Source organism: Paenibacillus sp. J22P15 (assembly GCF_056269345.1).
The window spans coordinates 146,219-159,100 of record NZ_JBWDNT010000012.1 but is presented as its reverse complement, the minus strand read 5'-3'; the positions used below and the strand labels follow the sequence as shown (position 1 = coordinate 159,100).

The following is a 12,882-nucleotide window of genomic DNA, read 5'->3' as shown; positions in this document are numbered from 1 at the left end:
CAGAGGTGCAAGCACCTCATCAACTCCGCTCGACTTGCATGTATTAGGCACGCCGCCAGCGTTCGTCCTGAGCCAGGATCAAACTCTCCAAATTGGTGTTTGACTTGCTCATTACTTTTTTATCGCTTTTTCTCACGATTCGTTAGAATCGTAAGGGCAGTTTATTACTCGTTGTTCAGTTTTCAAAGAGCAATCTATTCTTTCGTTTGAAACGTTTGTTTTTGTTTCGTTCCGGTGTGTTTCTTGGCCGGAATAAGAATATACCATGTACTTGTACATTAATGCAAGTCTTTTTTGAAATTAATTTTAATTTCTTCGTTTTTTGCTCATCATTACTCATATTTAGCCATGATTTCAGCAAGGATCTGTTTCATACGATCAATTAATTCCGCTGGCTCTTTAACTGTCACCTCATTCCCTAAGCCTATAAAGAACTTTGCGTAGAACTGAAGATCAACTTCTCGCATATGCCCATCCAACCATCCCGTACGATCATCACGAGTATGAAGCTTAGGTAGCGGCCATAGCTCTGACTCGCATCGCTGCACACCTTCTCTGCTTAACTCAACAAAGAGCCGAACATACTTCTCCTCCGTCTGAAAAACCGAATCTCGATTTCCTAGGTGAACATGATGAAGATCCATCGCTTTCAAATCAGACGTATCCTCAACCGCTGAATGAATCCTGTCACAACGAAACAACCGCAACTCAGAGCGCAGAAAACAATAAGCGGGACAATACCATAAACCATTGCTTGCATAGATACCTATCGGTTGTATCTGACGGCTCGACCGCCCTTCTCGAGATTCATATTCGATGAGCAGTATTTTTTGATGAATAGCGCTCTCAAGCAGAATTGATAAATATGGGGATCTTATTTGCCTAGCCGGTGTGAAAAAATCAACACGGTTTTTCATCTGATCAATACGATCTCGAACATCACCAGTCATATAGAAATAAAACTTGTTCAATGCTGAGGATGCTTGAGGTTCAAAGGGCAGATATAAATAATGCCTTAGGGCATGGCTTGCAAAAAATATTGCGACTGCTTCCTCCTCCGTAAATGCGATCGGCGGCAATATCCTTTCCTTTAATACCTGATATCCACCATGAGGCCCTACTTCTAAATACAAAGGTACTCCCAGCTCACTTAATTCTTGTAAGTCCCTCAATATGGTTCGGGTTGAAACTTCAAACTCCGTGGCCAGCTCTTTAACGGTAAACTTTCGCTTTCTGTTAACGGTCATCATTAGATCAATAAGCCGTTTTGATTTTGACATATGAATTCTCCATCCTTTTTTAATTATGACAACTATTGTCACTATTATAGGCTACAATCAGTATTAAGCCCACTAAGGGTGTCCACAATAATACTAATAGGAAGAATGGAGTGAAGGAAATTTTTTCTTCTTCATTGCTTGTTTCTTTTCATTCAGTGCTTAACTTCTACTCCGATAAGATCTTCTTCTCCCGAATGATACCTTGATAACCATCCGGTATTTTAACATTCACCTTAACTGATTCCGGATACTGAATAGAAATTTCAATAATATGCTCATCGATTAATTTCCATGAAACATCGATTCGTCCCGCTTCAGAAAGTGGAACACTGCCCCGTGCTGAGGTTAATCCACATGGATTTGGGCTGATATCTACCTCTGTCCAGCCCATTGCTGTACTCCGAATGCCGAGCACCTCGCGTCCGAGGAAATAAGCTGGCGCTGCCGACCACGCATGACAATGGCTTCTAGTCAGCATATTGGGATTCGCTAAGCTTCTGGGCGCTTGATCTTTAAGAATCTTTCGCCCGTCTCCGATCACAAGGGGCATTAGACTTGAAGAACCCGAAGCGAGTAGTGATGGAATATCCGCGAGCGATCATTCATGTAATGAAGATTAACGACCCTTCATTCAAAAATGTATTTATGATTGGTCATGGAATTGGAAGAATTGCATGATCAGAGAACTGCAAAAATCGATATTTCCCAATCTCCCCATATAACTGATTAGCTTCGTAAACGGTAATTTCTTGAGATGGCTAATCTCCTTCGCTAACTGGTGCAAATCATATATCCCCTTTAGTACGTATGAAATTAGCTTCATTTATTATTTTCTCAAAAGAAGTGATCGATAACCGTTCCTCGACTTCAATGACTCCTGTTTCAATAAATCCGTTTTGCTTGTAAAAATGAATAGCGGGTGCGTTTTTCGATCCCGTTGATACTATTATTGCATTCCTACTGCCCTCGACACTTTCAATGTGATGCAAGAGCTGACTTGCTATTCCTTTTCTAAAATGATTCGGATGGATAATTAATCGATGAATATCTATAATGTTACTTTCAATTGTTATAGCTATGGCCCCGCATAATTCATTATTTATATAAAAACCATAGAAGGTCTCGCCGCATTTGACCAACGTATCCACCGTGTCTTTTAATGGCGGTATTTCGTAAAAATCAATGAGCTAGTTAATCCCTCTCTAATTCCCTATAGAATCCTTTAATTATTTAATATCCGTTCGTACTTCTCCCTCGATTGGTAAAATGGTTACGTTAGCATATTCTTTATTCGTATAACGATCGATAGAGCCTAGTTCCGTCTTTTTTCCGTTGCTATCAATTGTCCCATAATTATGCCAATCCGCCATAAAGTTATCTAAGAAATAGACGGAATCACCAAATGGCTTTGGTTCCTTGCCCGCTTCTCCGTTTTTCCCCAACAAATCCTTTTGCCATTTTACTTCACTAATACCGCTATCGTTGATTTCATAATACGTGATTAACCCTCTATATTCCAAGGTAAAACGGAGTGCCTCCCCTTGAGGGAAAGTATACACGGAAGTGTAGCCTTCACCATATGGATCAATATGAATGCCATTGTCAACTACAGGATTACGAATCGCAAGCTTCCGAGCTTCCGTAAGATCACCATTTCTCAGCGTTTTAAACCTCTCTTCACCCGAAGGAGTTCTTACAATAATTTGTTTTCCAGTGCTGTCTGGTGCTACCGTTCCACCAAGCGTTTCTGTTACAAAGCGAACTGGAACGTAAGTACGTCCTTGCTTTACAGTAACTGGGACATCCAAAGGAACTTTTTTTCCATTTACATCAGCTGTTTTTAGTCCATCCTTTAATCGAACAGTCAAGTTCCGATCCGGGTTTTTGATCACAATCGTCTTGGTAGCTGTTTCGTAAGAATATTTGAGTTTCTCAGGATCATTAAAGGCTTTGAGCTGCACCATCGTTCTGCCGTTCACGTTGATCACATCATCCTGAAGCCTGCCATCGATGAACATTTTTATGGGTGCCTTGGGTGCAGACGCCGCCATCGTTGCAGTACCCGCACTAAGCACACCCGCTATTGTTAGTGCAGCTGTCGTTGCTTTTATCCATTTTTTCATCATTAAATCCTCCTGCGAATTATTATTTTTGTTGCGATTCCACTTCGCCAACTTTAAAAGCGCTATCCTCCCATTTGTAAACAAAAGTGAGCAGCGGTAGTCCATGTTTCGAGACTACTTCTTCGATGCCATCTCCGTCTACATCCACTTCTTCCGCATGACCTGTGTCTACGAGCAGGAATGGAGTAGGGTTACCATCTGTTATTTCAAAATAATTGTGTATCGGTGCATTTGCTCCAAAGACACCATCGATTCGGATAAGCAACTTACCATTGCTCCTGTACATTTATTGCTTTTGGGTCAACACTTTCGGCTGCACAACCAGCAAGAAGCAGCACTGTAATGACAGCTGAAACGAATGTTCCTTTCACTTTGTCCTTTCATGAGCAAAAAGCTGTTCTATCTTAACCTCATGTATAGTGACGCCAGATACTGTAAAAAAGTTACTTTTTTTAATCAAATTTAATAAGTCGATATATGGAAGGATTAGACAGGAGAAAACTAGAATAAAGGAGTAAACGATATAAGGAGTGTATATATGAGCATTACTACTTATCCAGAGTTCGTAAAGCTGGTCGGTCAATATAAGATTTTTCCATTCTCTGATCTTATCCCTGAGCATCCGTCCCTCACTGCTGTGGTTCCTAGTGACAGCTGGCATACAGAAACTGAGTTTGATCCATGGATATGGCGGGTTAAAATCGTAAAGGATGAGCATGCGGCATATGGCAAGTTTTTTGGCAGCAAACTAACCTTTATTCACGTTGACTTGTTTCCTCATATCCCGTTCTTGTTATCCCAAGGAAAAAGCGTTGAGGAACGCTACAGCAGCGGTCTTATGTCCCAAGAAGCCAGAAATATTTATCATATTATCAAGGAAGCAGGCAATATCGACTCACGCAATTTGCGTAAGGAAAGCCGGCTAACCGCTAAAGAGCAGAAGAAAGACTACGATCGGGCGCTTGTTGATCTTCAAAACTTTGCTGACATTGTGATTACCGGAGCACAGGAAGCTGATTTCGATGGCGGTTGGAGCAGTATGTGCTTTGAAAGCTCAGATCACTGGCTGCAAGCCACACTTGGCAAAGAGGCTGTTGCTCACAAAAATCTAGCAGAGACTAGAGCTATCGTCAAAGCAGAGCTGAGCGATGTTTGTACGGAGAAAGCTCTTAAATATTTGGACAAAAAGCTTCATCTCAATAAATAAAAACTCCCAGGCGGACGCATCATACTTGACCTGTTTCTGCCTGACAACAATTTCAGTTGTGGGCAATACAGCGGTACGTCGACATTCAACCTGCCGGATGGACATCATCACCATGGAAAACAAGCTTGTTGAAGACGACTTATACAATCAATATAAGATTTCATATATTAAATATGAAAATGGCACAACGGCGCTCTTATCCAAACTGAGCTGCAGCGCTTTGCTATACGTTGGTATGGTGTCGAAGAGTTTAAGCTTATATTAGAAAACATTTGTTTTTCCAATGTAGTTGAGTCAGCTGATTACATCTATGGCCAAGCTCCATCAAACGGCAAACAAAATTACGTATATGAAGCGATTAAGCCATAGAAGCCTATGTAAATATGCAAATAAAATAGGCTGCCAGCATTGGCAGCCTATTTCTAGCTTAAATCAAACATTCACCTGTGCAATGGCTTGTCTCATATCCTTCGTATTCGAGCTTAATACAACAGATGTTTCGTGAACTTGCTTCATCATATCCAGCTGCTGCGCAGTCAGCACTTGAATTTGCTCCGTCTGCTCAGATACACTTCTTGCGATATGAGCAATGCTGCTTACAGTGGCGGCAACCTCTTCGGAGCCCGCGGTCAATTGCTCTGTCGTCACCGACACCTCCAAAATTTGCTCACTTACGAGGCGGAATGATTCTACGGCATTTAAGAATGCTTCTGCCGCTTCGCTAGATAATAAAACACCGTCATTAATGTCGCTCGAAGCTTTCTCCATCTCATCGCTAATTTTCCCTGAATCTATTTCTATATTGCCGAGAAGAAGCGAAATTTTCTGCACGGAGGAAGCAGAAGCTTCTGCTAGTTTACTTACCTCCCTGGCTACAACCATAAAACCTAAGCCATGCTCCCCTGCCCTTGCTGCTTCAATCGAAGCATTCAAGGCAAGAAGCTTCGTCTGGGAGGCGAATTCACGAACGGAGCCTATGGCATCACCGATTTCTCCCGTATAGCCCTGTAATTGCCTCGCTATTTCCAACGTTTGTGCGGTAGATACTGAAATGCTTTTTATCTGGTTATTAAGTTGTTTCATCGCATGTTCGCCCGATTGCGCAATTTCAAGTGATTGTACCGCTGCGCTGGATACGGTAGATGAGGATTCCGCAATTTTGACAATACCCTGTGCAATTTCCTCCATCGCAAACGCGCTGTCTTCAGCACTTCTTTTTTGGGTATGCGCTCCCTCGTAAATATGATGGACCGATCCATTCATCGTTTCGCCCATTTGCAGCATTTGATCGGCATGACCGGCAAAAGTTTGCGTGGACGAAACGAGCTGCTCCGAAGTTTTTTCCACATTAACCACGACACCGCGTACCCGCTCATTCAAATGCTCGGACATCGTGAGCATAGCTTTGTATACCGTACCTATTTCATCTATGGAGGTTACAGGCTTTGCTCGCAAAATTGCATTTGCCTCTGCTAAATCGCCTAGAGCCATCTTCTCAGCGCTAGCGGTTACCGTTCCTAAAGGTTGAAGTGAGCGTCGAACAAACCATATTATTGCCCCGATTAAAACTAGAGTAACAACTAGCATCATAATATAGAGAGGCAGACTTTCCCATATGACACTCGTTGCAAGCTGTTGAAATACTGCCGCATCTGTATCGATCCCTATCGCTCCAATAATCGTACCGCTCGCATCCTTCATCGGAACATAAGCGGATAAATAGGAGCCATATACCAGGTTCTCAATAAGAGGTGAGCTTGCATTTCTCCCAGCAAAAATATGTTCAACCGCCGATGGCGGCATATCTGTTACTTCATTAATAGGAGAAGCGGAGCTATCATCCTTAGGCAGGCCGTCGATCATTATGCGCGGATCACGATTTTCATCGAAACGAACAAAATAGACATAACGTGCGCCTAATTGCGAACGAAAGTAACTAAGCTCCTCGCGAATCGACCAGTACAACTCCGTCTCCTGTGGCTGTTTCAGAAATTCAGTAAACTGTTCCGTTTGAAGCGTGGCTGTATAATTCTCCGCAATTCGAATATTGTAGCTGTTAATCGCTTCTTCGACTGCCTTATTGGTCTGCACCACTTGGGTTCCAACATAACCTCCCGCTATTAAAATCATAACTGCGGTCATGGCACATAAAATACGAACAATCAGATGTTTTTTTAATACCGTTATCATTCGTTTGTTTCCCCTCTGTACGCTCAATAGAAAGCTTTTGCTCTTAAAAGCTTTGGCTGATGATAAATATGGTTATATTTCTCATCATACCACCATATTTCGACATTAGGAGAAAAAAATCCAAACTTTATACCTAGCACAAGCGGTTCTTAGGCGCTAGGAGCCTCTGCTTGCTTCCATCCATTTTACCCCGTAATCGACTAACTCCTTAACAGGCATTAGCAGCGCGTCTGCGTTGCCTACCTTCCCTCTGCGAACATAGGATGTATCTCTCTCAAAAGCCTCGCCCAGCTGACTAAAATCATCCGAATCAAAATCAATATCTTTTAAATCAACCCACTTCTTCTCTCCTGCTACAACGATCGGCGCCTTGTTGATCATTTCAGCTTTATTCGCGTATTGCGCTCGATACTCCGCGAGATGCAGAGTTGTGTTTTTATTATGATTAACGCCCAGCAGCAGTACCCAGCCTTCCAAGTCATACAGCCTAGCTAGGGGAGATTGCTCACTCAAGCTGTATTCCAAGCTTTGGTTTGCAGTGATGATGTCCTTATGGTAACCCCAAGCTGCAAAAGATACCTGTGGATGGTTGCTCCGTACAACCCCATTTTGTTTTCTAAAACATTCATTGATTACTCCCATATCTAAACAAGGAGTAAAATCCGTTTCAAATGCGGGCATGGCATCCCTTATCGGTTCCCACCAAGCTTCCTTGACTGGAGGGTAACGCCAGTTTTCCGGATCAGATAAGTCGGGCGTATGTGTCGGCATCACAAGTGTGCCATCAGTCCCCAAGCAGGACTCTATCGCCATAATGACCGTAATGGGTCCCCCAACCACAAAGCCGCCAACTGCCTTCATGGAGGTATGCATCATAACTGTCATCCCTGGCTGAATGCCGAGCTCAATGAAATCCTTCTTCAATGTATCCGTTGTATATAGCTCTCCTTGCATTTCTTCCAACTGAATCCCGCCTTAATATGATTTATCGTTAATGACATTAAATTGTGTATCTAAAATAAACGCCGTTTTATTACACTTCCTTCGTGCAACAGAGTTCATTTGGAGCATCTGCTGCTCTCGTACGTTGTAGTTTGTGCAATAGAACTCACTTGGGAGAGAGTGCTTCTATTCTACACTGCAGTTAGTACAATAGAATCGCATGTACTGTCTCGTTTTAAAGCAATCAGCAAGCTTTCTATTGCATTTCTGCAACGTAGACACTACTATTGGCTCTCATGTGAGCTTTCTATTGTAAAAAGTGCAATCAAGCTGTAAAAAGTGCAATCAAGCGATTTGTATCGATATCGTATCTACCCGTTTTTAGCGCTGCAGACCGGTTTATTTGTTCCGTGTTATTCTGCAACGCAAGCGATCTACAATTTATTATTAATTCCAAAACATTCCACGAACATTCGAAACCTACACTAAATAGAGAACATCGATGTGAAAGGATGGTTGGTCATGGAAATGCAGGAAGGTAAGCTTACTCTGCCTGTTCAACGTACACACAACTCTCATGCTTCTAGTCGACTACTGGCAAAAACGAATCGTTTGAGGGAGAACGCACTTGGTTATTTGTTTCTGGCTCCTTCACTTGTGCTATTTACATTATTTTTATTTTTCCCCTTGCTGAAATCAGTCTATTTAAGCTTCCAATTAACAGATCCCAGAGGAAGAGTTGCTGAATATGTCGGACTCGATAACTATACGCAGCTGTTTTCATCTGAAATGTTCTGGAATAGCTTGACCGTAACTGGCCTATTCACATTGTATACCGTTCCTGCCGGTATTGTACTTGGTGTTATAACGGCTGCACTTACACATATCAAGCTGCCAGCAATGCGGTTCTTTCAATTTATGTTTGCAATGCCTCTTGCGCTGTCCGTCAGTACGGCAGCCGTCATTTGGATGATCCTGTTTCACCCCAGCCTCGGAATGCTGAATTATATTGTATCATCACTCGGAATCGCCCCTATACAATGGCTTACAAATCCATCCACCGCATTACTATCCATATCCCTGATGACCATCTGGATGCAATCGGGCTTCAACTATATCATCGTGTTGAGTGGTCTACAGAGTATTCAAGGTGACATGATCGAAAGCGCAAAGATCGATGGCGCTGGCCCGCTCCGAGCATTTTTGCAAATTGTACTCCCGCTGCTGTCACCTACTTTGTTTTTTCTAGCTGTTATCTCTATTATCGGTTCCTTTCAATCTTTTGGACAAATCCATCTTCTTACGAAGGGCGGACCTGCTGGTTCGACAGAAGTATTCGTATATTCCATCTATAAAGAAGCGTTCATTAACTACCAGTTCGGGACAGGAAGCGCTTTGTCGTTAGTTCTCTTCGCTATCATTCTTATATTGACCATTATCCAGTTTGTGTTTGTGGAGAAGAAGGTGCATTACCAATGATCGGTATAAAACCATTCCTGCGTCGCTCCAGCATATACGTGCTGCTCTCATTGCTTTCCATTGCCATGCTGTTTCCTTTACTTTACACATTTCTGCAAACCTTGATGACACCCGAGCATTCACTTCAATTCCCGCCTAATTTGTTTCCTGACAGCCTTTATTTGGGCAGCATCTCGGCAGTATTTGAGCTTATACCCGTTGGAACTTTCATCGCGAACAGCTTTCTTATTGCGACCATTATTATGGTTGGGCAAGTTTTTATCGCAAGCATGGCTGCTTACGCTTTTGTGTATATTCGTTTTCCAGGCAAAAAATATTGGTTTTCCTTATTCCTCTCTACCATGATGATTCCGTGGGAAGTTACGATTATCCCGAATTATTTGACGGTAAAATCCTGGGGATGGCTGGATTCCTATCAAGGCCTGACGATTCCTTTTCTGGCGTCTGCGTTTGGTGTATTTCTTCTTCGGCAATATTTTCTGCAGCTGCCTCGTGAGCTTTTTGAAGCAGCAAAAATTGATGGCAGCGGACATATCCGTCATTTCCTGGTTATCGTCCTGCCTCTATCTCGTCCAGCAATTGCGTCATTATCTGTCTATGTATTTCTGAATTCATGGAATATGTATCTGTGGCCCCTGCTCATAACGAACAGCGATAAGATGCGAACGGTACAAATCGGTATTAGTATGCTGCAGTTCGAAGAAATGACAAGCTGGAACATCGTATTAGCCGGAGTAGCTATTGTACTGCTGCCTTCCTTACTACTGCTCATTGTTGGATTAAAGCAGCTCGTGCGAGGAATTACTGCTGGTGCTGTAAAAGGATAATGAATGAGGTGGCTCCGTCTTCAAAGACGATTCCATATATGTACAGCATACAAAAAAAGTAGTAGAGAGGGAGAGAAGAGAATGAAAGCAAGGTTTAGGTCTGGTTTGACGATTATGATGGCGGCAATGTTGTTTGTAATCACAGCCTGCGGAGGAGGCAATGATTCTGGCAGCAAGGGCAGCTCAGAGTCACCTGCTTCTACGAACTCTACTGAAGCTTCAGCGACTCCTACCGAAACAGCGAAAGAACCCACTAAAGTAGTTTGGTGGCACTCCATGGGCGGAGAACTTGGTAAAGCAGTTACTCAACTCGTTACAGATTACAACGCTTCACAAAAGGATGTAATCGTTGAAGAAGTATTCCAAGGAACCTATGACGAGAGTTTAAATAAAATGAAAGCTTCAATGGATTCCAAATCTGGACCATCACTCATTCAAGTATACGAGATTGGTTCTAGGTTCATGATCGACTCCAAAGCAACTACACCCGTTCAAACTTTTGTAGACGCGGAAAGCTATGATCTTTCTCAGCTAGAACAAAATATTACAAACTACTATACATTTGACGGCAAGCTTCACTCCATGCCATTTAATACATCGAATCCGATTTTGTATTATAACAAGGATTTGTTCAAAGCTGCTGGACTTGATCCAGAGAAAGCGCCAGCAACTTTTGAAGCCGTGAAGGAAGCTGCTGCTAAGCTTACGCAAAATGGTCAAACAGGCGCTTCATTCGCTATTTATGGCTGGTTTATGGAGCAATTTTTTGCAAATCAAGGCGTAGAGTATGTGAACAACGGTAACGGACGTTCTTCTTCCGCTGCACAATCTAATCTCAACAATCAGACAGGTGTCAAAACACTAACATGGTGGAAAGATCTTGTTGACAGCAAATCAGCGCTAAACTTGGGACGCAAAACAGATGATACGAAAAAAGCTTTCGCAGCAGGCCAAATTGCTATGACGTTAGATTCTACTGCTTCGCTGCGCGGAATTGTAGATTCAGTTGCTGGCAAATTTGAAGTAGGAACTGGCTTCCTGCCTAAATCTGCCGACGCGAAAGATGGCGGTGTCGTTGTGGGCGGAGCAAGCTTATGGATTCTGAATAACAAGCCGGAAGCTGAACAAAAGGCAGCATGGGATTTCATCAAGTTTTTAGCTAAGCCGGAAACACAAGCGTATTGGCACATCAACACAGGCTACTTCCCGATTACAAAAAAAGCTTATGACGAAAAAATCGTAGCCGACAATCTAGCCAAATATCCACAGTTCCAAACGGCAGTTGATCAACTTCATGCTTCTATACCCTCCCCTGCTTCGCAAGGCGCTGTGATGGGCGTATTCCCTGAAGCGCGTCAGCTTGTGGAAACGGCGATCGAGGAAGCATTAACTGGTGTGAAAGAACCGCAAAAAGCACTCGATGACGCCGCTAAAGCGATCACCGAAAAGATAGCAAACTATAATAAAACCGTTAAATAATTTGTGAGACTGAGCCAAGCCCCTTTCAAGGGATTTGGCTTTTTTTGTTCATTCTCACCCTTTATATTCTTTAACTGTCTACAGAAATTTCTGAAATATTGTTGCTATTCCTAGCCTTCTGCTATAATAAAATCAGAACATTTGTTTGTCTGAACTACACACTAGCAAACAACGCTATAAGGAGAAACCAGATGGATATCATTGAGATTGTTACCGATTTAATTGACGAGGATACCGACCAGCCGAGGTATCAGTTTGATGAAGAAGCGCTGCAAGAATTAATGAAAAGCATCGAAGAAATCGGCCTGCTCTCACCGATCAAAGTGAGAACGACGAGCAACGGACGTTATAAAATCATTTATGGAAACCGCCGCTACAAAGCAAGCAAAATGCTTGGACGGCCAACCATTCCTTGTATTGTCTCGACCGTAACGGACGAGATGGAAATTTACTTGGAACAAATAGCGGAAAATTTAACACGCGAAGGCTTCTCTCCAATAGAAGAAGCAGAGGCGTTCAATAAGCTTCTGAATGATTCAAAGTTCAAGAGCTCAACCAAATTTTTGTCTGGCAAACTGGGCAAGCCTGAATCTTATATCAAAAATAAATGTGAGCTGCTGAAGTTTGGCAATGCGGTTAAGAAGCTGATCGTTAGCGGTACCGAGATTCGGAAGGATAAGCTGACCGAAGATCAACTGCTCCCTTTGAAGGATTTGCCCATCGAGCATCGCGATCCGCTGGCGCTGATTGCAGCAAGGGATGAATTGCCAGTAAGCGACGTGAAGAAAATCGCCAAGCTATTTAAGGATAAAACAATCTCTGACAGTACCAAGGACAAGCTGCTCTTCAAATCAGGCAGCGGACTCATCGAAACCTGGTCGACTCATGAGCAGAACAAAGCTGAGCGTGCCAAACCGGTACCTGCTGCCGAGCCCAAAGCAGCTGCTCCGAAAGTAGAGAAGCAAGCCAAACAAGAACAAGCTGAGTCTGCACCATCGTCAAAACATAGCCAACTGCCAGCTTCCGCTACATCCATTGAGCTTGCTCTTCATGAACTGGCTGCGGCCCTTCCTTCTCACAGCAGCTTAACTCCTGATACACTTCAATCCGTTGAAGCGATTCGAGCGAGCGGACAGGTCGATTTCATTCAAGGGGTTAGTGTGTTGATTGACCAATTAGAGAGACATTTGACGGATTGGAAAACAGTTCGTGAGCTTACAAGCGCTAAGCTGCAGTCTGTCGCCACAGAGGAATAAACAATAAAACCAGACGAACACAATAATTGTGTCGTCTGGTTTCTTTTATTATAGTCTTGTCTCCTGTCATGCACACCGAGTATTCATAATAATTCCTAA

The 12,882-nt window shown here is 42.9% G+C and carries 13 protein-coding genes and 1 rRNA gene; 6 read left to right on the top strand and 8 right to left on the bottom strand.

Annotation, left to right across the window (positions count from 1 at the left end):
- The 3 genes from AC0YN6_RS21600 to AC0YN6_RS21590 form a co-directional block, all read right to left on the bottom strand.
- A 16S ribosomal RNA gene (locus AC0YN6_RS21600) occupies positions 1-94 on the bottom strand; the annotation flags it as partial.
- A 238-nt stretch (positions 95-332) separates the two neighbouring features.
- Positions 333-1,280, bottom strand: a complete 948-nt coding sequence (locus AC0YN6_RS21595; protein WP_475749373.1) for a helix-turn-helix transcriptional regulator — start codon at positions 1,278-1,280, stop codon at positions 333-335.
- 166 nt (positions 1,281-1,446) lie between these two features.
- Complete coding sequence (locus AC0YN6_RS21590; RefSeq protein ID WP_475749372.1) at positions 1,447-1,758, bottom strand: alpha-L-rhamnosidase C-terminal domain-containing protein; 312 nt, start codon at positions 1,756-1,758, stop codon at positions 1,447-1,449.
- 77 nt (positions 1,759-1,835) lie between these two features.
- On the opposite strand from AC0YN6_RS21590, the gene AC0YN6_RS21585 reads away from it, so the two are divergent.
- Positions 1,836-1,958 (top strand): hypothetical protein, encoded by a 123-nt coding sequence (locus AC0YN6_RS21585; RefSeq protein ID WP_475749371.1) that lies wholly within the window; start codon positions 1,836-1,838, stop codon positions 1,956-1,958.
- Between the two features lie 107 nt (positions 1,959-2,065).
- On the opposite strand, the gene AC0YN6_RS21580 is transcribed toward AC0YN6_RS21585, so the two are convergent.
- The 3 genes from AC0YN6_RS21580 to AC0YN6_RS21570 form a co-directional block, all read right to left on the bottom strand.
- The gene (locus AC0YN6_RS21580; RefSeq protein WP_475749369.1) at positions 2,066-2,428 is read right to left on the bottom strand and encodes a GNAT family N-acetyltransferase; all 363 of its coding nucleotides are present in this window, start codon (positions 2,426-2,428) and stop codon (positions 2,066-2,068) included.
- A 78-nt stretch (positions 2,429-2,506) separates the two neighbouring features.
- Positions 2,507-3,406 (bottom strand): copper amine oxidase N-terminal domain-containing protein, encoded by a 900-nt coding sequence (locus AC0YN6_RS21575; RefSeq protein WP_475749368.1) that lies wholly within the window; start codon positions 3,404-3,406, stop codon positions 2,507-2,509.
- Positions 3,407-3,425: 19 nt separating this feature from the next.
- Complete coding sequence (locus AC0YN6_RS21570) at positions 3,426-3,668, bottom strand: hypothetical protein (RefSeq protein WP_475749367.1); 243 nt, start codon at positions 3,666-3,668, stop codon at positions 3,426-3,428.
- Positions 3,669-3,941: 273 nt separating this feature from the next.
- On the opposite strand from AC0YN6_RS21570, the gene AC0YN6_RS21565 reads away from it, so the two are divergent.
- The gene (locus AC0YN6_RS21565; RefSeq protein WP_475749365.1) at positions 3,942-4,610 is read left to right on the top strand and encodes an AlkZ-related protein; all 669 of its coding nucleotides are present in this window, start codon (positions 3,942-3,944) and stop codon (positions 4,608-4,610) included.
- A 432-nt stretch (positions 4,611-5,042) separates the two neighbouring features.
- On the opposite strand, the gene AC0YN6_RS21560 is transcribed toward AC0YN6_RS21565, so the two are convergent.
- Entirely contained in the window at positions 5,043-6,800 is a 1,758-nt protein-coding gene (locus AC0YN6_RS21560) for a methyl-accepting chemotaxis protein (protein WP_475749364.1), read from the bottom strand.
- A gap of 156 nt (positions 6,801-6,956) precedes the next feature.
- Complete coding sequence (locus AC0YN6_RS21555; RefSeq protein ID WP_475749380.1) at positions 6,957-7,754, bottom strand: AAC(3) family N-acetyltransferase; 798 nt, start codon at positions 7,752-7,754, stop codon at positions 6,957-6,959.
- A gap of 510 nt (positions 7,755-8,264) precedes the next feature.
- Here AC0YN6_RS21555 and AC0YN6_RS21550 point away from each other — a divergent pair.
- The 4 genes from AC0YN6_RS21550 (at position 8,265) to AC0YN6_RS21535 (ending at position 12,783) form a co-directional block, all read left to right on the top strand.
- Positions 8,265-9,221, top strand: a complete 957-nt coding sequence (locus AC0YN6_RS21550) for a carbohydrate ABC transporter permease (protein WP_475749363.1) — start codon at positions 8,265-8,267, stop codon at positions 9,219-9,221.
- Entirely contained in the window at positions 9,218-10,048 is an 831-nt protein-coding gene (locus AC0YN6_RS21545; protein WP_475749362.1) for a carbohydrate ABC transporter permease, read from the top strand. The genes AC0YN6_RS21550 and AC0YN6_RS21545 overlap by 4 nt, the downstream gene beginning before the upstream one ends.
- Before the next feature lie 81 nt (positions 10,049-10,129).
- Positions 10,130-11,527, top strand: coding sequence for an ABC transporter substrate-binding protein (locus tag AC0YN6_RS21540; protein WP_475749361.1), 1,398 nt, complete (start codon positions 10,130-10,132; stop codon positions 11,525-11,527).
- A gap of 191 nt (positions 11,528-11,718) precedes the next feature.
- Positions 11,719-12,783 (top strand): ParB/RepB/Spo0J family partition protein, encoded by a 1,065-nt coding sequence (locus AC0YN6_RS21535; protein ID WP_475749360.1) that lies wholly within the window; start codon positions 11,719-11,721, stop codon positions 12,781-12,783.
- Positions 12,784-12,882: the final 99 nt, after the last annotated feature.

What these genes read in the sequence shown, in the direction of transcription:
- AC0YN6_RS21595 (WP_475749373.1), bottom strand. Translation starts at nt 1,280, where the DNA reads ATGTCAAAATCAAAACGGCTTATTGATCTAATGATGACCGTTAACAGA.
- AC0YN6_RS21590 (WP_475749372.1), bottom strand. Translation starts at nt 1,758, where the DNA reads ATGCTGACTAGAAGCCATTGTCATGCGTGGTCGGCAGCGCCAGCTTAT.
- AC0YN6_RS21575 (WP_475749368.1), bottom strand. Translation starts at nt 3,406, where the DNA reads ATGATGAAAAAATGGATAAAAGCAACGACAGCTGCACTAACAATAGCG.
- AC0YN6_RS21565 (WP_475749365.1), top strand. Translation starts at nt 3,942, where the DNA reads ATGAGCATTACTACTTATCCAGAGTTCGTAAAGCTGGTCGGTCAATAT.
- AC0YN6_RS21560 (WP_475749364.1), bottom strand. Translation starts at nt 6,800, where the DNA reads ATGATAACGGTATTAAAAAAACATCTGATTGTTCGTATTTTATGTGCC.
- AC0YN6_RS21555 (WP_475749380.1), bottom strand. Translation starts at nt 7,754, where the DNA reads ATGCAAGGAGAGCTATATACAACGGATACATTGAAGAAGGATTTCATT.
- AC0YN6_RS21550 (WP_475749363.1), top strand. Translation starts at nt 8,265, where the DNA reads ATGGAAATGCAGGAAGGTAAGCTTACTCTGCCTGTTCAACGTACACAC.
- AC0YN6_RS21545 (WP_475749362.1), top strand. Translation starts at nt 9,218, where the DNA reads ATGATCGGTATAAAACCATTCCTGCGTCGCTCCAGCATATACGTGCTG.
- AC0YN6_RS21540 (WP_475749361.1), top strand. Translation starts at nt 10,130, where the DNA reads ATGAAAGCAAGGTTTAGGTCTGGTTTGACGATTATGATGGCGGCAATG.
- AC0YN6_RS21535 (WP_475749360.1), top strand. Translation starts at nt 11,719, where the DNA reads ATGGATATCATTGAGATTGTTACCGATTTAATTGACGAGGATACCGAC.